A 20686-nucleotide genomic window follows, 5' to 3' on the forward strand; every position below is an offset into this window, starting at 1 on the left:
TTGGAACTGGATCAAAAAGAGTCGGCGGGCCCAAGTTCCCGCGTCCCCAAAAATCCGACCGTGTGAAGGCCGGTTCCTTGATCATAGTCTCGGTCGTTAATACTTTGTAAATAGTCCGCGAAGAAATTCTCACGGTCTTCTAACGAGCGAGACAAAACTGCAAGAGAAGCAATGACTTGTCGTGGCGGTTCGGGGGGCGCTACGTATCGGTTTGTGTCGAAATGTAGCAATTTGATGCAATGCGGCATGGTTCCCGCGCAAATCCCCCCGCGCCCGGCCGCTGGAGCGGCTGGCAAACGGCCACGACGAAGCCGCCGCCCGCCGGGGTGGGGCGGGCAGGGTAAGGGGACACGGTGGGGACTACCGCCGCCCGGTACCGCCACGCGGCACAGAAGACGCAGGAAGGGCGGCCCGCGGCGGTGCGCGGGCCGCTGAACTCAGGCCACGAACGGCCGGAACTGCACGCCCAGCCCGGCCATGCCCTCGGTTTCACCGATCAGGTCGGCGCGCAGCAGCGGCCGCGCATCGATGTAGGCCTGCGGCAGGATCAGTGCCAGGCGGCTGTCGTCGGCGGTCAGTTCCAGCGCCGGCATCGGGGTTTCCTCGTGGGCGCGGTTGAGCAGCACCGCCAGCCGCAGCAGCGCGGTCATGCGCCGTGCCGGTTGCAGCAGGCGCTCTGGCAGCGCCTCGAACGCCGACTTGGAGATGTTGCGGCGGTGGCTGCGGACCAGCGCGGCCAGCAGCTGCTGTTCCTGCCGCGAGAAGCCGGCGATGTCCGAGTTCTCCAGCACGTAGCTGCCGTGCACGTGGTAACCGCTGTGGGCGATCATCAGGCCCAGCTCGTGCAGGCGCGCGGCCCAGCCGAGCATGCGCGCGTCGTCGGGGTCCAGCGCCCAGCTGTCTTCCACCTGGGCCAGCAGCTTCATCGCGGTGTGCTCGACGCGGTCGGCCTGCACGATGTCGATGCCATAGCGCAGGGTCAGCGCGGCCACCGATTCGTCGCGCAGGTCGTTTTCGCTGGCGCGGCCCAGGATGTCGTACAGGATGCCTTCGCGCATGGCCGCCTTGCTGACCAGCAGCTTCTGCAGGCCCAGCGCCTGGAAGGCCGCCTCCAGCACCAGGATGCCGCCGGCGATGATCGGGCGGCGGTCGGCCGACAGCCCGGGCAGGTTGATGTCTTCGATGCGCTTGGCCTTGAGCAGCTCATCGCGCAGCTGCGGCAGGGCTTCGGCGGTGATCGCGCCCTTGCTCAGCTTCATGGTGGCGCAGATCTCGCTGATCGCCTTGTGCGTGCCCGACGAGCCCAGCGCTTCGTGCCAGCCCAGCGCCCGGTACTTGTTGGCGAACTGCTGGAACTCCGCGCCGATCTCGGTCAGCGCATCCTTCCAGCGCTTGCGGCTGAGCTTGCCGCCCGGGAAGAACCGGCGCGTGCTGGCGATGCAGCCGGCCTGCAGGCTTTCGCGTTCCAGGGTCTGCATGCCCTGGCCGATGATGAATTCGGTGGAGCCGCCGCCGATGTCGATCACCAGCCGGCGCTGGTCCGGCTTGGGCGGCTGCGCGTGGGCCACGCCCAGGTAGATCAGGCGGGCCTCTTCGCGGCCGCTGACCACTTCGATGGCATGCCCGAGCGCGGTCTCGGCCGGCATCAGGAAGGCCTGCGGCGAGCGCAGCTGGCGCACGGTGTTGGTGGCCAGCGCGCGCACCCGGACCGAGGGAATGGCGCGGATGCGCTGGCCGAACCGCGCCAGGCATTCCAGCGCGCGCTGGCGCGCCTCGGCGGACAGGCCGCCCTTGCCATCCAGGCCATCGGCCATGCGCACGGTCTCGCGCAGGCGGTCGACCACCCGCAGCTGCCCGAGCGTGTAGCGCGCGATGACCATGTGGAAACTGTTGGAACCCAGGTCGATGGCGGCGAGCAGGTCGCCATCCTGCAGGGCGGGCGGAGTCGTGGAGGTATGCGGCATTTGCGAATGTTAGCCGAAGGGTGGGTCGCGAAGTCACCGCGCGCCCTTCACATGGGCAGGCTGCGACGACCGGTCGCATCGAAGGGGGCAGGCGGCTGCCCGGCCGGTAGGTGCCGACCGCTGGTCGGCACGCAAGAACGTACCGACTCGGGCAATCAAGGCGTACCGACCAACGGTCGGTACCTACAGGCCCTGCATCAACGCCATCTGCGCCGCGTGCGGCGGCTCGTCGTGGTCCGGGGTGCACTTCCGGTAGCTGCCGTCGGCCTGCAGCTGCCAGGCGTTGAGGTTGTCGTCCAGGTAGTTCTGCAGCACGTCACGGTAGACCTTGCGCGCCAGCTCCGGGTCCAGGATCGGGAAGCAGGTTTCCACCCGGCGCAGCAGGTTGCGCTCCAGCCAGTCGGCACTGGCGCAGTAGAGCTCGGCGGCGCCATCGTTGCCGAACCAGTAGACACGGCTGTGCTCCAGGAACCGGCCGACGATCGAACGCACCCGGATGTTGTCCGACACCCCGGGCACGCCCGGGCGCAGGGTGCAGGCGCCCCGCACGATCAGGTCGATCTGCACGCCGGCCTGGGAGGCGGCATACAACGCGCGGATCACCTGCGGCTCGTTGAGGGCGTTCATCTTGGCGATGATCCGGCCGGGACGACCACTGGTGGCCAGGCGGGTCTCGCGTTCAATACGCTGCAACAGGCCCGGGTGCAGGGTGAACGGCGATTGCAGCAGGCGCTTGAGCTTGGTCCGCGGCGCCAGGCCGGACAGCTGCTGGAAGAGCAGGTGCACGTCGTTGCCGATGTCCGGGTCGGCGGTGATCAGGCTCAGGTCGGTATACGCGCGTGCGGTACCGCTGTGGTAATTGCCGGTGCCCAGGTGCACATAACGGCGCAGCTTGCGGCCCTCGCGGCGCACGATCAGCAGCATCTTGGCGTGGGTCTTGTAGCCCACCACGCCGTACACCACCTGCACGCCGGCTTCCTGCAGGCGGTCGGCCAGGCCGAGGTTGGCCTCTTCGTCGAAGCGCGCCCGCAGTTCCACCACCACGGTGACGTCCTTGCCGTTGCGCGCGGCCTGGATCAACGCATCGACAATCTGCGAATCCTTGCCGGTGCGGTACAGCGTCTGCTTGATCGCCAGCGCGTTGGGATCCACCGCGGCCTGCTTGATCAGGTCCAGCACCGGGGTGAACGCATCGAACGGATGGTGCAGCAGCACGTCCTTGCGCGCCACCACGTCGAAGATGCCGTCGCCGTCGCGCAGCACGCGCGGGCTGAGGGTGGGGTACTTCAGTTCCGGGCGGGCCAGCAGGTCGTACAGCTGGATCACGCGGTTGAGGTTGACCGGCCCGTCGATGCGGTACACCGCGTTTTCGGTCAGGCCGAAATTCTGCAGCAGCGTGCGCACGATGTCGCGCGGGCAGTCCTGCGCGATCTCCAGGCGCACCGCCGGCCGGTAGCCGCGGTCGACCAGCTCGTCGCGCAGCGCCAGCGCCAGGTTCTCCACTTCTTCCTCGTCCACCACCAGTTCGGAATTGCGGGTCACGCGGAACTGGTAGGCGCCCTGGACTTCCATGCCCGGGAACAGTTCGTCGACGAACGTGGACAGCACCGAGGACAGGAACACATAGGTCTGCGGGCCGCCGAGTTTTTCCGGCAGCTGGATGATGCGCGGCAGCGAGCGCGGCGCGCGCACGATGGCCAGGTGGCCGGCGCGGCCGAACGCATCGGTGCCCTTGAGCACCACCACGATGTTCAGCGACTTGTTGAGGATCTTCGGGAACGGGTGCGACGGATCCAGCCCCAGCGGCGACAGCACCGGCATGATCTCGTTGCGGAAATAGGCGCGCAGCCAACGCTTCTGGCGGTGGTTCCAGGAGTGCCGGCCAAGCACGTCGATGCCGGCGTCGTGCAGTGCCGGGCGCAGGGTTTCATTCCAGCAGCGGTACTGCTGGTCCACCAGCTGTGCGGCGCGATCGTGGATCGCGTTGAGAATCGCCTGCGGGGTCATGCCATCCGGGGCGGGCGGCAGCCCGAACTCCTGCGCATGGCGGACCGCAGCGGCGCGGATCTCGAAGAACTCGTCCAGGTTGGTGCAGGAGATGCACATGAAGCGCAGCCGCTCCAGCAGCGGCACCTGCGTGTCCATCGCCTGGGCCAGCACGCGGAAGTTGAAATCCAGCTGCGACAGCTCGCGGTTGATGTACAGCGCCGGGTCACGCAGTGGATCGTTGTCCACAGGCACGGCGATGGGAACGAGAGTGCTCATGCGGAAAGGTCTTCGGAAGAGGAAAGGGAGGCCGCGTCGGCGCGCTCGCGGACGTGGTCGGCATCGAAGTGGCACGCAAACACGCTGCCCTTGCCGACCTCGCTCTGGATCTCCAGGCGTGCATGGTGCAGGCCCAGGATGTGCTTGACGATCGACAGGCCCAGGCCGGTGCCGCCGCTTTCGCGCGAACGGCTGCTGGACACCCGGTAGAACCGTTCGGTCAGGCGAGGCAGGTGGGTGGCGGGAATGCCGTAACCGGTGTCGCGCACGCTGAGCACCACGCCCTGGCCCTCGCGCGCCAGCTCTACTTCGACCCGGCCACCGGCCGGGGTGTAGCGCACCGCGTTGGTGACCAGGTTGGAGAAGGCGCTGTGCAGTTCCTTGTTGGACCCCTGCAGGTCGACCCCGGCACTGTCGATCACGCTGATCTGGTGGCGGCCCTGGCTGTGCGCCTCGGCCTCACGGCGCAGCGTGGCCAGCATCGGCGCCATCGCCACGGTCTCTTCTTCGGTGTGTTCCTGCGATTCCAGCCGCGACAGGGTGAGCAGGTCTTCGACCAGCTGGGCCATGCGCTGGGACTGCTTGCGCATCTCTTCCAGCATCGGGCCGGTGCCGGGGAAGTCCTCCGGCTCCATCATGTCCAGGTAGCCGTGCACCACGGTCAGCGGCGTGCGCAGTTCATGGGACACATTGGCCACGAAGTCGCGACGCACCTGTTCCAGCCGCAGCAGCTTGCTCACATCGCGTGCGATCAGCAGCCAGTAGTCCGGCGAGTAGGGAATCAGGCGCAGGTTGAGCCGGATCGCCGGATCGACCGGGGAAGGCACGTCCAGGATCGGTTCGGCATTGCGTCCGCCGGCCAGCCAGTGGGCCAGCGGCATTGGTTGCAGGCGCTCGACCAGGGCCTCGCCCAGGTCACCGGGATGGTGCAGGCCCAGCAGCGAGGTGGCCGCTTCGTTGAACCACTGCACGCGCTGGCTGTTGCGGTCCACCACCACCACCGCGTCGGGCAGGGCGGCGGCGGCGGCGCGGTAGCTGCGCAGCATGTCCAGCAGGCGCCGCTTGCGCGTGCGCATTTCCAGCTGGTTGCGGTACAGCAGGCGGTCCAGTTCGTTCCACACGCCGTTGCCGCCGCCCATGTCCCAGCGCTGCCGGGCGGTCAGCCGGCGCAGCACCCGGCGCAGCCGCCAGTAATGCCAGGCCAGTGCGCCGATGGAGGCCAGCGCGATGCACATCCACACATGGCCGGTGAGCAGCCCCAGCACGCCGGCGGCGAGCAGCAGCAGGGCGAGGGTGGCCAGTGTCTTCAACCAGGCAGAACGGATGTGGCGCGGCATTGCGGTCTCGCGGAAAGTGCGGTCCCCGGTGTGATCCGGGGGAGAGCGGGGCGCTGCCCCGCTACCAAACGTGGAGCGGGACGCTACCCCGCCGCGTAGAGCGGGACTCTACCCCGCTGCGTAGAGCGGGGCTCTGCCCCGCTGCCAGGGAGTAGAGCGGGGCTCTGCCCCGCTGCAGCAGCTGCCTGAGCCTAGCAGAAGCAGCGCAGTGATCAGGTCGAGGTGGAGAAGCGATACCCGGCGCCGCGCACGGTCTGCACCATGTTTTCCGCCGCGAACGGTTCCAGCGTCTTGCGCAGCCGCCGGATGTGCACGTCGATGGTGCGTTCCTCCACGTACACGCTGCCGCCCCACACATGGTCCAGCAACTGGGCGCGGGTATAGACGCGCTCGGGGTGGGTCATGAAGAAGTGCAGCAGGCGGTATTCGGTGGGGCCGATCGGCACCGGCTGGTCGCCAGCGAACACGCGGTGGGCGGCGCCGTCGATGCGGATCGAACCGACCGCCACGCTGCCATCCTCGTCATCGTCGCGGGCGCGGCGCATCACCGCGCGGATCCGGGCCAGCAGTTCGCGGGCCGAGAAGGGCTTGACCACGTAGTCGTCGACACCGGCTTCCAGGCCGCCGACGCGATCGTTCTCTTCGCCGCGCGCGGTCAGCATGATGATCGGCACCTCGCGGGTGAGGGCCTCCTTGCGCCAGCGCCGGGCCAGGTCCAGCCCGCTGGTGCCCGGAAGCATCCAGTCCAGCAGGATCAGGTCGGGGACGCGATCGGCGATCGCCGTCTGCGCTTCGCGCGCATCGCCGGCATGGATGGGGTCGTAGTCGCCCTTGCGGAGGGCGAAGGCGACCATTTCGCGGATCGCGGGTTCGTCATCGACGATCAGAATGCGTTTCTGCACGTGCGCACCGTATTGCTTATCAGACCGGGATTGAGCCCAGTAGACTACGGTTTCATGACATGTTTGTGACGACCGGGGCGGCGATCGATGCCGATTGCCATGCGCTGGTCATCTGCCGGCAGCGCGGTCGCCGGCTCAACGCCGTTCCAGCTCCGGGTCGCTGATGCCCTGGCGGCGCATTTCGAGCACGGTCGGGGTGATGGTCTCAATGCGCGCATCCACCCGCGCGCGGCCCACATAGTCCAGCCCGGGCTGCTTCTTCAGGGCCTGCAGCTGGATCAGCGCCTGCTCCGGCCGGCCGTTCAGGTAGGCCGCCTCGGCGTACGCCTCGCTGGCCCGTACGGTGTCGCCGGCCAGTTCGCTGGCCCGGGCATAACGCAGCTGGAACACCGGATCATTGCCGCTTTGCGACAGCAGCGGGCGCAGCATCGCCTGCGCGCGCTGGCCGGCCTCGCGGCCGCCCTGCTCGTTGAGGATTTCGGCGTAGGTCAGGGCCACCGGGCGGCTGCCGGGGTGCTGGCGCAGCAGCGTCTCGAAGCGGGCGTTGGCCTGGGCGGCCTGGCCGGCGCGCGACTCGGCCTGGCCCAGCGCCACCGCGACCCACAGGTTGTCGGGATGGTCGCCCAGCAGCGCGACAAGGTCGGCACGGGCCTGCGCGGCCCCGCTGTTGCGCAGCCGTGCCAGGGCCAGGCCGTAGCGCTGCGCCGGGCTCAAGCCGTCCTTCTGCGCGCGCTGCAGGTTTTCGTACTCGCGCACCACGTCGCCCGGCGTATCGGCGCTGAGCACCCGCAGGCGTTCGCGCGCCCATTCGAACTGGCCGCTGGCGCCCCGGCTGAGGGCATTCACCGACAGCTGCATCGAGGCCGGCAGCAGCGGGTTGCCGCGTCGCACGATCGGGTCGGACAGGGCCGGGTCGGCGGGGTTCACCCGTTCCTGGTGGACCCCACCGGGAACCTCGGTGGTCAGCAGCACGGTGTCCTTCTTCATCTGCTCGGCGCGGGACTTGGCCTCGCTGATGCGGGTGGTGTTGACCGGGTGGGTCTGCAGGAAGTCGGGGACCGAGTAGCCGCCGGCGTTGCCGCGCATCGAGGCGGACATGCGTTCGAAGAAGCCGGCCATCGCATCCACGTCGTAGCCGCTGCGGGCCAGCGTGCGGATGCCCAGGCGGTCGGCTTCGGATTCGTTGCTGCGGGTGTAGTTGATCTGGCGCTGCTGCATCAGGCCCATGCCCGAGGTGATCGCGGCCATGGTCGCATCGCCGGAGGAGCTGCCGCCGGCCTGCTGCGCGGCGACCACCGCCGCCAGCATGCCCAGCAGGATCGGGATCTGGTCGCGCTGGGCGCGCTCCACCCCGCGCAGCACGTGTTGCTGGGTGACATGGGCGATCTCGTGGGACAGCACCGCGGCCACCTCATCCTCGCGTTCGGCGGTCAGCACCAGGCCCGCGTTCACCCCCACATAGCCGCCCAGCGTGGCGAAGGCGTTGATCTGCCGGTCCTTGAGCATGAAGAACGTGTAGGACTGGCGCGGCTGGGCACTGTTGGAGCCCAGCCGGGTGCCGATGTTCTGCAGCCAGTCGTCCACCAGCGGGTCGTCCAGCAGGAAGCCGTAGTTGCGCAGCTCGCGCAGCATCATCCCGCCGTACTCGGCCTGGCGCGCCGGGGTCAGCAGTTCCCCGGCCGACGACCCGATGTCCGGCAACTTGGAGTCCTGGGCCGAGGCCAACGGCGTGGCCAGGGCGAGGGTGAGCGCGGCGGAGAGCAGCAGAGGGCGCAAGTGAAGCTCCAGGACGGGCAGGGCGGGGAACCAGGGCGGCAGCGTGACAGGCCCCATGCCAATCTGCGGTTAATCCACAGTGTTGCGGTCATGACATGGAAAAACCAGCGGCCAGCTACCATATACAGACACTCGTTTGTCCGTGGAGTTTCCCGTGAGCCAAGATGTTGCGTCCAACCCGGGTGGGGCCCCCGCCATCACCATCTATTCCACCGCCGTCTGCCCCTACTGCGTGGCCGCCAAGAACTTCCTGAAGAGCAAGGGGCGCGACTGGACCGAAGTGCGGATCGACCTGGACCCGGTCGAGCGCGACAAGATGATGGCCAAGACCCGCCGCACCAGCGTGCCGCAGATCTTCGTCGGCGACGTCCACGTGGGCGGCTATGACGACATGATGGCGCTGCACCGGGCCGGCAAGCTGGAACCGCTGCTGGCCGGCGAGGGCCAGGCGTGAGCGCGGCCGACGACGGCAGCAAGGACCGCATCGCCGAGTTCACCGAATTCCGCCAGCGCATGAACCAGCGCATCCTGGGCGAGCCCAACCAGGTGGTCCGCCGCTTCTTCGCGCTGGACACCCAGACCTACCAGGCCGGCGCGCTGGATGTGAAGACCAAGGAGCTGCTGGGCCTGGTCGCCTCGATGGTGCTGCGCTGCGATGACTGCATCAGCTACCACGTGGCCCAGTGCAAGGACGCCGGGGTGACCCGCGAGGAGTTCTTCGAGACGTTCTCGGTGGGCCTGGTGGTCGGCGGCTCCATCGTGATTCCGCACCTGCGCCGCGCGGTCGATTTCCTGGACCAGCTCGAAGGCGGCGCCGCCGCGCCGGCTGTTCACGAACATTGAGGTCGGGGCGGCCGCCGCGCTGCCCTCCCTGATGACGCCGGCGACGCGCTGGCGGGTTTCTGTTCATGTTCGGCATTGGGTGCCCACCGGCCAACGGTCGGTGGCTACCGGTGGGGCGCTGGCTGCCGGTGTGTGGGGCTGTCTGGTTGCCGGCCAGCGGCCGGCACTACCAATGGCGGATTTGGGTCCGTTGGGCGGGTCAGGCATAATTGCCGATGAAACTTCCCTTGCGCCCGTGCTCCGCGTAGCTGACGGACGGCGCTCCCCCTCGGTTCGGAATACACATCAATGACGCAGAAAATCACGGTCATCCGCGGTGACGGCATCGGCCCGGAGATCATGGACGCTACCCTGTTCGTGCTCGGCAAGCTGGACACCGGCTTTGAATACGAAGACGCCGACGCCGGCCTGGTCGCGCTGGAAAAGCACGGCGACCTGATGCCCGCCTCCACGCTGGAATCGATCGCACGCAACAAGATCGCCCTGAAGAGCCCGCTGACCACCCCGGTCGGTGGCGGCTTCACCTCGATCAACGTCAGCCTGCGCCGTCACTTCGACCTGTACGCCAACGTGCGTCCGGCCGTGTCGTTCCCGAACACCAAGTCGCGCTTCGGCGACGGCGTGGACCTGATCACCGTGCGTGAGAACACCGAAGGCGCCTACCTGGCCGAAGGCCAGGAAGTGTCGGCCGACGGCGAGACCGCGTTCTCCGGTACCCGCATCACCCGCAAGGGCTCCGAGCGCATCGTGCGCTACGCCTTCGAGCTGGCCCGCAGCACCGGCCGCAAGAAGGTCACCGCCGTGCACAAGGCCAACATCATCAAGTCGACCTCGGGCCTGTTCCTGGCCGTGGCGCGCGAAGTGGCGGCCAAGTACCCGGACATCGAGTTCCAGGAAATGATCGTCGACAACTGCTGCATGCAGCTGGTGATGCGTCCGGAACAGTTCGACATCATCGTGACCACCAACCTGTTCGGCGACATCATCTCCGACCTGTGCGCTGGTCTGGTGGGCGGCCTGGGCCTGGCCCCGGGTGCCAACATCGGTGAGAACGCGGCCATCTTCGAAGCCGTGCACGGCACCGCGCCGGACATCGCCGGCCAGGGCAAGGCCAATCCGTGCGCGCTGCTGCTGGCGGCCGCGCAGATGCTGGACCACGTCGGCCAGACCGACAACGCCGAGCGCCTGCGCAAGGCCATCGTCGCCACCCTGGAAGCCAAGGATTCGCTGACCGGCGACCTCGGCGGCACCGGCAACACCATGGGCTTCGCCCAGGCCATCGCCAGCCGCCTGTAAGCGGTCGGTCGACATCGTCAGAGTCCACAACGGGGCGCCTTCGGGCGCCCCGTTGCGTTGGGGGCCTGGGACGTTATCTGTGCGAATTGGGCACAGATTCTGTGCGATCAGAGGGCTGGTTGGTGCGAGATCCGCGCAGCATCCTGTGCCCACTTTCCACGCGCAGGAACACCAGGATGAACCTCACCGCCTTCGGCCTTGCCAGCCTGGCCGACATGGCTGCCACCGCCCCGGTGGCAGCCGCCGAACCGGCCCATCCCACCATCCGCCACCTGGCCGGTGCCCCGGCGATCGCCGCGCTGGACGCCGCCAGAACCGCCGTGCTGGTGATCGATGTCCAGAACGAGTACTTCGATGCCCATGCCGTGGCAGGCTTCGCCGGGGGCCGCATGGTCATTCCCGACGGCGTGGCCGCACTGCGCCAGACCCGCCGCGTGGTCGACTTCGCCGATGCCCACGGCATCCGCGTCATCCACGTGCAGCATGTGCTGCCGGCGGGCGCGCCGCTGTTCGCGCAGGGCAGCGTCAACGTCGCCTTCCATCGCGACATGCAGCCGCGCAGTGGCGAAACCGTCATTGAGAAGGACAGCGTCAGCGTCTTCGCCGGTGGCTCGGCCGCGGTGCTGGACAACGTGCTCAAGGACGCCGGCATCGACACGTTGATCATCACCGGGCTGCAGACCCATGCCTGCGTCGTCGGTGCCGCCCGCGACGCGGCGGCCGCGCCGCGCGGCTATCGCGTCCTCGTGGCGTCCGACGCCAGTGCCAGCCGCGACCTGGACCTGGCCGACGGCAAGCGCATCGGCCACCGCGCGCTGCACGAGGCGTCGCTGGCGCAGATCCAGGATGCGTTCGGCGATGTCATGGCCACCGACGCGATCCTGGCCCTGCCGGTGCGCGAGGGCGGCAACGGCGCTTGATAAGCTGGCGGGGCCCGCAACCGCGGGTCCTGCCACCCACCTGGAGCTGCCTGTCGATGGACCACTTCGCCGCCCTGCGCGCGCTGCGCGCCATCGTCGAGGCCGGCAGCTTCAGTGCGGCCGCCGAGCGGCAGGGGACCACCCACTCGTCCATGTCGCGGCAACTGCGGCAGCTGGAAGAGCACCTGCAGGTCCGGTTACTCGATCGCACCACCCGGCGGCTGTCGCTGACCGAGGCCGGGCGCGACTATTACCGCGATGCCGTGGCCCTGCTGGAGCGACTGGAACTGGCCGACGACCGCGCGCGCGCCGTGCAGGCAGCGCCGAGCGGCCGGGTGCGGATCAGCGTGCCGCAGGTCGTTGCAAGCCAGGAGCTGGCGCACTGGCTGCCCGGTTTCCTGGCCCGCTATCCGCAGGTGTCGCTGGACCTGTGCGCCGACGACCAGCTGGTCGACGTGGTCGGTGGCGGTTTCGACATGGCCCTGCGCATTGCCGCCACCTTGCCCGACAGCCAACTGGTGGCGCGCGAGCTGGCCTGCTGCCCGCGCATCCTGGTGGCCGCACCGGCCTACCTGGCCCGGCATGGTTTGCCGCGCCAGGTGGCCGACCTGCACGCCCATACGCTGCTGGCGTTCCAGCCCGGCGCCGCCAGCACCCCGTGGCACCTGCACGGGCCGCGGGGTGCACGGGCCAGCGTGGACGCCGGCCAGCGCCTGCGCGTGGATGCCACGCCCGCCCTGTACGCCGCCGTGCAGGCGGGCATGGGCATCAGCCTGTTCACCGCGTTGACCGTGCAGGACGACCTGCGCGCCGGTCGCCTGATCCGCGTGCTGCCGGGATGGCATGCCGGTGAGCGGCGCTACTTCGCGCTGTACCCGCACGCCCGTTCGCTGGCACCGAAGGTGCGCGCGCTGGTGGACTACCTGGCCGCGCATTACGCTGGGCTGGTCAGCGCGGCCGCCTAGCGGTCGCCCAGCAACGGGACGCGTGAATGGATTCGGTGTATCTGGTGGTCGCGCTGGGCGCGATCGTGGCGGGGTTCGTGCAGGGCCTGTCGGGCTTTGCGTTCGGCATGGTGGCGATGTCGTTCTGGGCGTGGACCCTGGACCCGCGGCTGGCGGCCACGTTGTCGGTGTTCGGTGCGCTGGTGGGTCAGTTGCTGGCGGTGTTCACCGTGCGCCGCGGCTTCAACCTGCGGTTGCTGCTGCCGTTCGTACTGGGCGGATTGGCGGGCATTCCGCTGGGCGTGGCGGTGTTGCCGCACCTGGACATGGCGTGGTTCAAGGCGCTGCTGGGTGGGTTTCTTGCGCTGTGGTGCCCGGTCATGCTGATGGCGCGTTCCCTGCCGCCCATCACCGTCGGCGGGCGCCTGGGCGACACGGTGGCCGGCATGGCCGGTGGTGTGCTCAGCGGCATCGGTGGCTTCGCCGGGCCGGTGCCAACGCTCTGGGCCACGCTGCGCGGCTTCGGCAAAGACGAGCAGCGTGCGGTCATCCAGAACTTCAACCTGTCCATGCTGCTGGTCACCATGGGCGTGTACCTGGGCAGTGGCGTGGTTACCCGCCAGATGCTGCCGTACTTCGCCATCGTCGCGCCGGCCATGCTGGTGCCGACGCTGCTCGGTGCCCGTCTCTACATCGGCATCAGCGAAGCGCGCTTCCGCCAGATCGTGCTGGGCCTGCTGACCGCCTCGGGCGTGGCGCTGCTGGCCTCGGCAGTGCCCACGCTGCTGGCCCGCCACGCCGGCGCATGAAAAAGGGCGCCCGAAGGCGCCCTTGGGTGTTTCCCTGGCGGTGATTCAGCGTTGCTGGATCTTCGACAGGAGGCGCAGGAATTCCACGTACAGCCACACCAGCGTCACCATCAGGCCGAACGCGCCGTACCACTCCATGTACTTCGGTGCGCGTGCTTCGGCACCGGTTTCGATGAAGTCGAAATCCAGCACCAGGTTCAGCGCGGCCACCACCACCACGAACAGGCTGAAGGCGATACCGACCCAGCCGCCTTCATGGATCATCGGGATGTTGATGTTGAAGAAGCCCAGCACGAACGAGGCCAGGTACAGCAGCGCGATGCCGCCGGTCGCGGCGACCACGCCGAGCTTGAAGTTCTCGGTGACCTTGATCAGCCCGCTGCGGTAAGCGGCCAGCATCACAAGCAGCGTGCCGAAGGTGAGCATCACCGCCTGCATCACGATGCCCGGGAACTTGGCGTTGAACAGGGCCGAGATGGACCCCAGGAACAGGCCTTCCACCAGCGCGTACATCGGCGCGGTCACCGGCGACCATTCCTTTTTGAACACCGTCACCAGCGCCAGCACCAGGCCGCCGATCGCACCGCCCATCGCGTACAGCATGGCGCTGGAGGTGGGCAGGCCGGAGGCGTCGATGGCCTGGCTCCACGCGTACGCCGCGGTCAGCACAGTCAGCAGCAACAGCACGCCGGTCTTGTTGACGGTGCCATTGATGGTCATCACCTGATCGGGCGAGGTCACCACCGAGCCGCTGGCCAGGTCGAGGAACGTCGATTCGGAAAGTGCGGGGTTGCCGCTGCGCATTGCCAATCTCCTTGAAGGGTAGGGTGCCGACCATCCGGCCGCTGTGCCGAGAATAGCCGATACGCTGTTGCCGGATCGGGGCATGCACGACAACGTGAAAAAAGCGTTGACAGATGCCGCGCACATTCCCACAATAGCCGACTCTTTCGGGGGGAACCTCGAGGGATCAAACCGCCGGGGTATAGCGCAGTCTGGTAGCGCGCCTGCTTTGGGAGCAGGATGTCGGGGGTTCGAATCCCTCTACCCCGACCAAGCCTGCTCAAAACAGGATTGAAATGCGATAATCCAGCCAGGGCGCCCGTAGCTCAACTGGATAGAGCACCGGCCTTCTAAGCCGGCGGTTACAGGTTCGATTCCTGTCGGGCGCACCATCGGGTGCATGCGTCAGGAAGCAAAGGTTTCAGTGGTGGCTGTAGCTCAGTTGGTTAGAGTTCCGGATTGTGATTCCGGAGGTCGGGGGTTCGAGTCCCCTCAGCCACCCCACTGATTTGAAACTGGTTCGCCGAAAGTGAATCAGGGTTGCAAAAGACGACACACGCGTTACAATGTGCGTCTGAGTTTTCAGGGCTGTTAGCTCAGTTGGTAGAGCAGTTGACTCTTAATCAATAGGTCCAAGGTTCGAATCCTTGACAGCCCACCAAGACAGAAGCCACCTGGTTATCCAGGTGGCTTTTTTCTTGCCTGCGGTTCTGTGGGCGTTGGTAGTGCCGAGCCACGCTCGGCAACCACGTAGAGCCGAGCGGGATCGAAGCTCTGCCAGCCGGGCAGAGCCCGGCTCTACCGCGGAGCGGTGTTTCTCGCCCGTTTAGAAAAAGTGCTTGCATCCCCGGCGGGAAATCCAGCATAATTCGCCTCCCGATTTTCGGGCTGTTAGCTCAGTTGGTAGAGCAGTTGACTCTTAATCAATAGGTCCAAGGTTCGAATCCTTGACAGCCCACCAAGACGAAAGCCACCTGGTCATCCAGGTGGCTTTTTTCTTGCCCGGCGTTCGCGTGCGACGCAACCCGGTAGTGCCGAGCCACGCTCGGCAACGGTCCAACGCGCCAGGATCTCCATCGCGCACGGAGTTGCCATGACTTCCCGCCGCCCGCCGCGCCGAACACGTCAAGGCGTTTTCCCAACCTGCAACGCCGCGCACGGTCTGTGCCTGGCAACCGCGCTTCACTCGACGTACCGCGCCAATGGCGCCTGTTCGAGGGCAGCAACGATGACTCTTCCCACCTTTGCCGGACTCATGCTGGCCGCCTTTGCCGGTACCGCGCTGGCGGCCGACGCGCCGCCGCAGGCCGCGCCGCCGTCGGTGCAGGCGCAGTACGCCACCACGGTGGTTCGCCATGACATGGCGCCGGGCACGTTCGTGCCTGCCATCCCGCTCGCAGACGTGCCCGCCCATCCTTACGCGCAGACCGTGCTGCGTACCGACCTGGCCGACGGTGACTTCCAGCCCGCCCAGGCCGTGCCAATCGACTGATTCGGCCGCCGCTGCCGCCAGTCACTGCACATCGCGTGGATCGGCGCGGTGGAACACTATCGGCATGGATACCCCGTCACCTTCGTCGCGCACGCGCTGGCTCGGCTCGCGGCAGCAGTGGTTCGAACGTTTGGCGCTGTGGGGCGGGGCCGTGGCCGTGGCGCTGGCCGCGATCCTGTTCGCCAAGGCCAGCGATGCGGCATTCGCGCTGTTCCGGCGCATCTACGACGCCTCGCCGTGGTGGCCGCTGCTGCTCACCCCGGCCGTGTTCGCCCTGTTGGCCTGGCTCACCCACGGTGCGCTCAGGCCCACCCGCGGCAGCGGCATTCCGCAGGTGATCGCCGCGTTGGACAAGCCCGATGCCGCGTTCCGTCAGCGCAACCTGTCGCTGCCGGTGTCCGCCGGCAAGCTGGGGCTCACCGTGCTGGCGTTGCTGGGCGGGGCGTCGGTTGGCCGCGAAGGTCCCACCGTGCACGTCGGGGCCAGCCTGATGTACGTGATCGGGCGTGCGCTGGGTTTCCGCGACCCGCGCCATGCCGGCCATTTCCTGCTGGCCGGTGGTGCGGCGGGTATCGCGGCGGCGTTCAACACCCCGTTGGCCGGCGTGGTGTTCGCCATCGAGGAGCTGTCCGGGCGTCTGGAGCATCGCTTCTCGGGGGCGCTGCTGACCGCAGTGATCGTCGGCGGCGTGGTTTCGCTGGGCCTGCTGGGCAATTACACCTATTTCGGCCGGGTCGATGTGGCGCTGCCGCTCGGCATGGGCTGGCTGGCAGTGCTGTTGTGCGGGGTGGTCGGTGGCCTGGCCGGAGGCCTCTTCAGCCGCGTGGTACTGGCCGCGATGGACGGCCACCCGCGCTGGCTGGGGCGGGCGCGGTCGGCGCGGCCGGTGCTGTTCGCCGCCGCGTGCGGGCTGCTGCTGGCCCTGCTGGGGCTGGTGTTCGGCGCGGGCGCGTTCGGCACCGGGTACGAGCAGGCCCGCGGCCTGGTGCAGGGGCAGGCGCTGGTCGGACACGAATTCGGCCTGATGAAGCTTGCCGCCAACCTGGTGTCCTACATCGCCGGCATCCCGGGCGGGCTGTTCTCGCCCGCGCTGGCCGTCGGCGCCGGCATCGGCCACAACCTGGCCGCGCTGCTGCCCGGGGTGGACCCGTCGGCGGTGGTGCTGCTGGGCATGTGTGCCTACCTCACCGGCGTCACCCAGGCGCCGCTGACCTCGGCGGTCATCTCCATGGAGCTGACCGACAACACCGACATGCTGCTGCCGATCCTGGCGGCGGTGCTGCTGGCCCGCGCGGTGTCGTCGCTGGTCTGCCGCCAGCCCATCTACCGCGCGCTGGCGCAGCGGTTGCTGGAAGCCATGCCCGCCGCGCCCGTGCCCGCGCCGTCCGCATCGCCGGGCCGGCCAGAGGCCTGAATGGGTGGCGCTCTGCCTGCCGGTGACGCTGGCAGCGCTTTTTCTTTGGCTCCGGCCCTGCAACAATGGTGGGCTGAGCATCTGCTCGCGAAAGTGGCGGAATTGGTAGACGCCCTGGATTTAGGTTCCAGTGCCGCAAGGCGTGGGGGTTCGAGTCCCCCCTTTCGCACCATCCCATTCCCGGCGCTGGCCGGCACCATGACGATGGGCACGTCCCGGATCCCGGGAGACGGCGGCATGCTGCCCTGGTGCGCCTTCACGGCCGCGCCCGGCCCGCGCTGGCGGCGCTGGCCGTTATCGGCGAAACTACAGGGCTGCGGCGGGCATGCGCGTCAACGACCCCGCGTTCTAAACCCGTTCCATCCATCACATCGTGCCGGGGGCGTTGCCGCCGGTGGCAGGAGTCAACATGCAAGCTTCGATCGAATCCACTGGCAATCTGGAACGCCGCCTGACCTTCTCGCTGCCGGAAGACCGCCTGCAGACCCACATCAGTGGCCGTCTGGGCGAAATCGCCCGCACCGCGCGGATCAAGGGCTTCCGCCCGGGCAAGATCCCGGCCAAGGTGATCGAACAGCGTTTCGGCCAGCAGGTCCGCAGCGAAGCCGTCGACGGCCTGCTGCGCGAGACCTTCGATGCCGCCCTGCGTGAGCACGAGCTGCGCATCGCCGGCACCCCGCGCATCGACAAGGGCGAGGAAGGCGAATTCTCCTTCGTGGCCACCGTCGAGCTGATTCCGGACTTCGGCGACGTGGACGTCAGCAAGCTGACCGTGGTGCGCCACACCGCCGACATCAGCGATGCCGACATCGACCAGATGATCACCAACCTGCGCGAACAGCGCCGCAGCTGGAGCCCGGTCACCCGTGGCGCGCAGGAAGGCGACCTGGTCGCGCTGGAAACCTTCTCCCAGGCCGGCGATGAGCGCCTGCCGGCCGAAGGCAGCGAAAAGGGCAGCGTCATCGTGGGCCAGGGCATGATGTTCGAGCAGATCGAGCAGGGCCTGGTCGGCATGACCAAGGGTGAAGAAAAGACCCTGGACGTCGAATTCCCGGCTGACTGGCGCGTGCCGGCCCTGGCCGGCAAGCAGGTCAAGGTCACGGTCAAGGCCGTGGACGTCTCCGCCCCGGTGCTGCCGGACGTGGACGAAGACTTCATCAAGAGCTTCGGCGTGAAGGGCGGTGACGAGGAGCAGTTCCGCAAGGACATCCGCGCCAACCTGGAGCGCGAGCTGAAGGGCGCCCTGATGAACCGCCTGCGCCGTGAAGTGGGCGAGCAGCTGATCGCCGCCTATGCGTCGGTGGAAATGCCGCCGCGCCTGGTCGAGAACGAAGCCCGTGCCATGCTGGGCCAGCAGATCGAGCAGATCCGCCGCAGCGGCCGCAACCCGGGCGAAATCCCGGCCGATGCCCATGAAGGCTTCAAGGACGCCGCCGCCAAGCGCGTGCTGGTCGGCCTGCTGGTGGGCGAAGTGGCCCGCAAGAACGACCTGCGCCTGGATCCCAAGCGCCTGAATGAAACCATGCGCCTGATCGCGTCGACCTACGAAGAGCCGGAGCAGGTCATTGAGATGTACCGCAATGACCCCCAGCTGATGAGTGGGCTGCAGAATCGCGTGATGGAAGAGCAGGTGATCGACTGGATCGCCGAGCGCGCCCAGCACACCGAAGAACAGCTGTCGTTCCAGGACGCGATCCGCCAGTAAGCGGCCCGCGTTTTACGCCCCGCGCCCCGGCGCGGGGTTGTTCCCCCCAAAATAGGTGCCTCACTAATGGACAACCGAACCACAGCCCTGAACATGGTTCCGATGGTGGTCGAACAGACCAGCCGCGGCGAGCGCGCCTATGACATCTATTCGCGCCTGTTGAAAGAGCGTCTGATCTTCCTGGTTGGCCCGATCGACGATCACATGGCCAACGTGGTGGTGGCGCAGCTGCTGTTCCTGGAAGCGGACAACCCGGAAAAGGACATCAGCATCTACATCAACTCGCCCGGTGGCGTAGTCACCGCCGGCATGGCGATCTACGACACCATGCAGTACATCAAGCCGGACGTGAGCACCATCTGCGTCGGCCAGGCCGCCTCGATGGGGGCGCTGCTGCTGGCATCCGGCGCGGCCGGCAAGCGGTATGCGCTGCCGAACTCGCGGGTGATGATCCACCAGCCGCTGGGCGGCTTCCAGGGCCAGGCCACGGATATCGACATCCATGCCCGTGAAATCCTGACCCTGCGCTCGCGCCTGAACGAGGTGCTGGCCAAGCACACCGGCCAGTCGCTGGAGACCATCGCGCGCGATACCGAGCGCGACAACTTCAAGAGCGCCGCCGATGCGGTGGCTTACGGTCTGGTCGATCAGGTGCTTGAACGCCGTCCGGAAGAGTCGATCACCCCGGCGTGATGACGCATCCAGGCCGGCAAACCGGCTTGTTTCCGCAGGGTCGGGCGGACTGGTGTCCCCCCGACCCTGTGTTATTCTCGAATCGAACCCCCGTTCAGCGGGTGGGGTAACTGGGTAAGCGAAGCATGAGCGAAGACCGCCAAGGTCGTTCCACGGACACCGGCAAGATCCTCTACTGCTCTTTCTGCGGAAAGAGCCAGCATGAGGTGCGCAAGCTGATTGCGGGCCCGAGCGTGTTCATCTGCGATGAGTGCGTGGAGCTGTGCAACGACATCATCCGTGAAGAACTTGAGGAAAAGGCGCAGTCGGCGCGCAGTTCGCTGCCCAAGCCGCGCGAGATCCTCGAGGTCCTCGACCAGTACGTGATTGGCCAGAACCGGGCCAAGCGCACGCTGGCCGTGGCTGTGTACAACCACTACAAGCGCATCGAGAGCCGGCAGAAGAACGACGAGGTCGAACTGGCCAAGTCGAACATCCTGCTGGTCGGCCCGACCGGTTCGGGCAAGACGCTGCTGGCCGAAACCCTGGCCCGCCTGCTCAACGTGCCGTTCACCATGGCCGACGCCACCACGCTGACCGAAGCCGGTTACGTGGGCGAGGACGTGGAGAACATCATCCAGAAGCTGCTGCAGAAGTGCGACTACGACGTCGAGAAGGCACAGCAGGGCATCGTCTACATCGATGAAATCGACAAGATCTCGCGCAAGAGCGAGAACCCGTCGATCACCCGTGACGTGTCCGGCGAAGGCGTCCAGCAGGCCCTGCTGAAGCTGATCGAAGGCACCGTGGCCAGCGTGCCGCCGCAGGGCGGGCGCAAGCATCCCCAGCAGGAATTCCTGCAGGTGGACACCAAGAACATCCTGTTCATCTGCGGCGGTGCGTTTGCCGGGCTGGACAAGGTGATCCAGGCGCGTTCCAACGATTCGGGCGGCATCGGCTTTGGTGCCAAGGTCAAGAGCGCCGAGCGCAAGCAGGAAATCGGCAAGGTGCTGGCCGAAGTCGAGCCGGAAGACCTGATCAAGTTCGGCCTGATCCCGGAATTCGTCGGCCGCCTGCCGGTGGTTGCGACCCTGGAAGAGCTGGACGAGGCCGCCCTGGTGCGCATCCTCACCGAGCCGAAGAACGCCATCACCAAGCAGTTCAAGAAGCTGTTCGAGATGGAACACGTCGAGCTGGAGTTCCGCCCCGACGCCCTGGCCGCGATCGCCCGCAAGGCGCTCAAGCGCAAGACCGGTGCCCGTGGCCTGCGTACCATCGTCGAATCGGTCCTGCTGGACACCATGTACGACCTGCCGTCGGCCGAGAACGTCAGCAAGGTCGTGGTGGATGAATCGGTGATCGAGCACAAGTCCGAGCCGTACCTGATCTACCAGACGCCACCGGCGCCTGAACAGAAGGCGGCTGGCGCTGAATAATCGGTTCAAGCAATTGAATTGATAGAAGTTTTTCAGAACAGCTTGCATCTAGAAGCCGATGGCCCCATAACGAGGCCATCGGCTTTTTTTGTATCCGGGCGAGGCGCCCGGAGGCCATCCCCACTGTT

At 67.3% G+C, this 20686-nt stretch carries 17 protein-coding genes and 6 tRNA genes; 17 read left to right on the top strand and 6 right to left on the bottom strand.

Going from position 1 to position 20686, the window contains the following annotated elements:
* Positions 1-437: 437 nt before the first annotated feature.
* The 5 genes from ppx to AC6CHL_RS19465 form a co-directional block, all read right to left on the bottom strand.
* Complete coding sequence (gene ppx / locus AC6CHL_RS19445) at positions 438-1964, bottom strand: exopolyphosphatase (RefSeq protein ID WP_498295856.1); 1527 nt, start codon at positions 1962-1964, stop codon at positions 438-440.
* 183 nt (positions 1965-2147) lie between these two features.
* Positions 2148-4229: a polyphosphate kinase 1 gene (ppk1, locus tag AC6CHL_RS19450; RefSeq protein WP_038690182.1), complete on the bottom strand. Its 2082-nt coding sequence runs from the start codon at positions 4227-4229 to the stop codon at positions 2148-2150.
* The gene (phoR, locus tag AC6CHL_RS19455; RefSeq protein ID WP_038690180.1) at positions 4226-5566 is read right to left on the bottom strand and encodes a phosphate regulon sensor histidine kinase PhoR; all 1341 of its coding nucleotides are present in this window, start codon (positions 5564-5566) and stop codon (positions 4226-4228) included. The genes ppk1 and phoR overlap by 4 nt, the downstream gene beginning before the upstream one ends.
* Before the next feature lie 212 nt (positions 5567-5778).
* Positions 5779-6468: a phosphate regulon transcriptional regulator PhoB gene (phoB, locus tag AC6CHL_RS19460; protein WP_038690178.1), complete on the bottom strand. Its 690-nt coding sequence runs from the start codon at positions 6466-6468 to the stop codon at positions 5779-5781.
* A 135-nt stretch (positions 6469-6603) separates the two neighbouring features.
* Positions 6604-8244, bottom strand: coding sequence for a M48 family metalloprotease (locus AC6CHL_RS19465; protein WP_498295858.1), 1641 nt, complete (start codon positions 8242-8244; stop codon positions 6604-6606).
* Positions 8245-8398: 154 nt separating this feature from the next.
* Between AC6CHL_RS19465 and grxC the strand changes: the two genes are divergently transcribed.
* The 6 genes from grxC to AC6CHL_RS19495 all read left to right on the top strand — a co-directional run bounded on the left by grxC (position 8399) and on the right by AC6CHL_RS19495 (position 13056).
* Complete coding sequence (gene grxC, locus AC6CHL_RS19470; protein ID WP_038690174.1) at positions 8399-8698, top strand: glutaredoxin 3; 300 nt, start codon at positions 8399-8401, stop codon at positions 8696-8698.
* Complete coding sequence (locus tag AC6CHL_RS19475; RefSeq protein WP_038690172.1) at positions 8695-9087, top strand: carboxymuconolactone decarboxylase family protein; 393 nt, start codon at positions 8695-8697, stop codon at positions 9085-9087. Before grxC ends, AC6CHL_RS19475 begins: the two co-directional genes overlap by 4 nt.
* A 288-nt stretch (positions 9088-9375) precedes the next feature.
* Positions 9376-10383: an isocitrate dehydrogenase gene (locus AC6CHL_RS19480; protein WP_038690170.1), complete on the top strand. Its 1008-nt coding sequence runs from the start codon at positions 9376-9378 to the stop codon at positions 10381-10383.
* 176 nt (positions 10384-10559) lie between these two features.
* Positions 10560-11303: a cysteine hydrolase family protein gene (locus tag AC6CHL_RS19485; RefSeq protein WP_498295860.1), complete on the top strand. Its 744-nt coding sequence runs from the start codon at positions 10560-10562 to the stop codon at positions 11301-11303.
* A 56-nt stretch (positions 11304-11359) separates the two neighbouring features.
* Positions 11360-12268: a LysR family transcriptional regulator gene (locus AC6CHL_RS19490; protein ID WP_498295862.1), complete on the top strand. Its 909-nt coding sequence runs from the start codon at positions 11360-11362 to the stop codon at positions 12266-12268.
* Positions 12269-12294: 26 nt separating this feature from the next.
* On the top strand, positions 12295-13056 hold the full coding sequence (locus tag AC6CHL_RS19495; protein WP_448133106.1) for a sulfite exporter TauE/SafE family protein: 762 nt from the start codon (positions 12295-12297) through the stop codon (positions 13054-13056).
* 45 nt (positions 13057-13101) lie between these two features.
* Here the strand turns inward: AC6CHL_RS19495 and AC6CHL_RS19500 are convergent, their stop codons facing one another.
* Positions 13102-13860, bottom strand: a complete 759-nt coding sequence (locus tag AC6CHL_RS19500; protein WP_498295864.1) for a Bax inhibitor-1/YccA family protein — start codon at positions 13858-13860, stop codon at positions 13102-13104.
* Between the two features lie 175 nt (positions 13861-14035).
* Between AC6CHL_RS19500 and AC6CHL_RS19505 the strand changes: the two genes are divergently transcribed.
* The 11 genes from AC6CHL_RS19505 (at position 14036) to clpX (ending at position 20558) form a co-directional block, all read left to right on the top strand.
* Positions 14036-14112 (top strand) — tRNA-Pro (locus AC6CHL_RS19505).
* A 42-nt stretch (positions 14113-14154) separates the two neighbouring features.
* Positions 14155-14231, top strand: a tRNA-Arg gene (locus AC6CHL_RS19510).
* Between the two features lie 35 nt (positions 14232-14266).
* Positions 14267-14343 (top strand) — tRNA-His (locus AC6CHL_RS19515).
* Positions 14344-14424: 81 nt separating this feature from the next.
* Positions 14425-14500 (top strand) — tRNA-Lys (locus AC6CHL_RS19520).
* 224 nt (positions 14501-14724) lie between these two features.
* Positions 14725-14800: transfer RNA gene (locus AC6CHL_RS19525), tRNA-Lys, on the top strand.
* Between the two features lie 267 nt (positions 14801-15067).
* Positions 15068-15331: a hypothetical protein gene (locus tag AC6CHL_RS19530; protein WP_498295866.1), complete on the top strand. Its 264-nt coding sequence runs from the start codon at positions 15068-15070 to the stop codon at positions 15329-15331.
* 64 nt (positions 15332-15395) lie between these two features.
* A complete protein-coding gene (locus AC6CHL_RS19535; RefSeq protein ID WP_498295868.1) occupies positions 15396-16745 on the top strand; it encodes a chloride channel protein in 1350 nt (449 codons plus the stop codon).
* Between the two features lie 87 nt (positions 16746-16832).
* Positions 16833-16917: transfer RNA gene (locus tag AC6CHL_RS19540), tRNA-Leu, on the top strand.
* A gap of 237 nt (positions 16918-17154) precedes the next feature.
* Positions 17155-18450 (top strand): trigger factor, encoded by a 1296-nt coding sequence (gene tig / locus AC6CHL_RS19545; RefSeq protein WP_038690156.1) that lies wholly within the window; start codon positions 17155-17157, stop codon positions 18448-18450.
* 66 nt (positions 18451-18516) lie between these two features.
* Positions 18517-19143 carry an ATP-dependent Clp endopeptidase proteolytic subunit ClpP gene (gene clpP / locus AC6CHL_RS19550; RefSeq protein ID WP_038690153.1) on the top strand — a complete coding sequence of 209 codons (627 nt, stop codon included), beginning with the start codon at positions 18517-18519 and terminating at the stop codon, positions 19141-19143.
* Between the two features lie 125 nt (positions 19144-19268).
* Positions 19269-20558: an ATP-dependent Clp protease ATP-binding subunit ClpX gene (clpX, locus tag AC6CHL_RS19555; RefSeq protein WP_038690151.1), complete on the top strand. Its 1290-nt coding sequence runs from the start codon at positions 19269-19271 to the stop codon at positions 20556-20558.
* The last annotated feature ends 128 nt before the right edge of the window (positions 20559-20686 follow it).

The organism is Stenotrophomonas sp. GQ19 (assembly GCF_059758695.1).

Bases quoted from the DNA above. Each gene is read 5' to 3' on its own strand.
- ppx (WP_498295856.1), bottom strand. From the start codon at position 1,964: ATGCCGCATACCTCCACGACTCCGCCCGCCCTGCAGGATGGCGACCTG.
- ppk1 (WP_038690182.1), bottom strand. From the start codon at position 4,229: ATGAGCACTCTCGTTCCCATCGCCGTGCCTGTGGACAACGATCCACTG.
- phoR (WP_038690180.1), bottom strand. From the start codon at position 5,566: ATGCCGCGCCACATCCGTTCTGCCTGGTTGAAGACACTGGCCACCCTC.
- AC6CHL_RS19480 (WP_038690170.1), top strand. From the start codon at position 9,376: ATGACGCAGAAAATCACGGTCATCCGCGGTGACGGCATCGGCCCGGAG.
- AC6CHL_RS19485 (WP_498295860.1), top strand. From the start codon at position 10,560: ATGAACCTCACCGCCTTCGGCCTTGCCAGCCTGGCCGACATGGCTGCC.
- AC6CHL_RS19490 (WP_498295862.1), top strand. From the start codon at position 11,360: ATGGACCACTTCGCCGCCCTGCGCGCGCTGCGCGCCATCGTCGAGGCC.
- AC6CHL_RS19495 (WP_448133106.1), top strand. From the start codon at position 12,295: ATGGATTCGGTGTATCTGGTGGTCGCGCTGGGCGCGATCGTGGCGGGG.
- AC6CHL_RS19500 (WP_498295864.1), bottom strand. From the start codon at position 13,860: ATGCGCAGCGGCAACCCCGCACTTTCCGAATCGACGTTCCTCGACCTG.
- AC6CHL_RS19530 (WP_498295866.1), top strand. From the start codon at position 15,068: ATGACTCTTCCCACCTTTGCCGGACTCATGCTGGCCGCCTTTGCCGGT.
- AC6CHL_RS19535 (WP_498295868.1), top strand. From the start codon at position 15,396: ATGGATACCCCGTCACCTTCGTCGCGCACGCGCTGGCTCGGCTCGCGG.
- tig (WP_038690156.1), top strand. From the start codon at position 17,155: ATGCAAGCTTCGATCGAATCCACTGGCAATCTGGAACGCCGCCTGACC.
- clpP (WP_038690153.1), top strand. From the start codon at position 18,517: ATGGACAACCGAACCACAGCCCTGAACATGGTTCCGATGGTGGTCGAA.
- clpX (WP_038690151.1), top strand. From the start codon at position 19,269: ATGAGCGAAGACCGCCAAGGTCGTTCCACGGACACCGGCAAGATCCTC.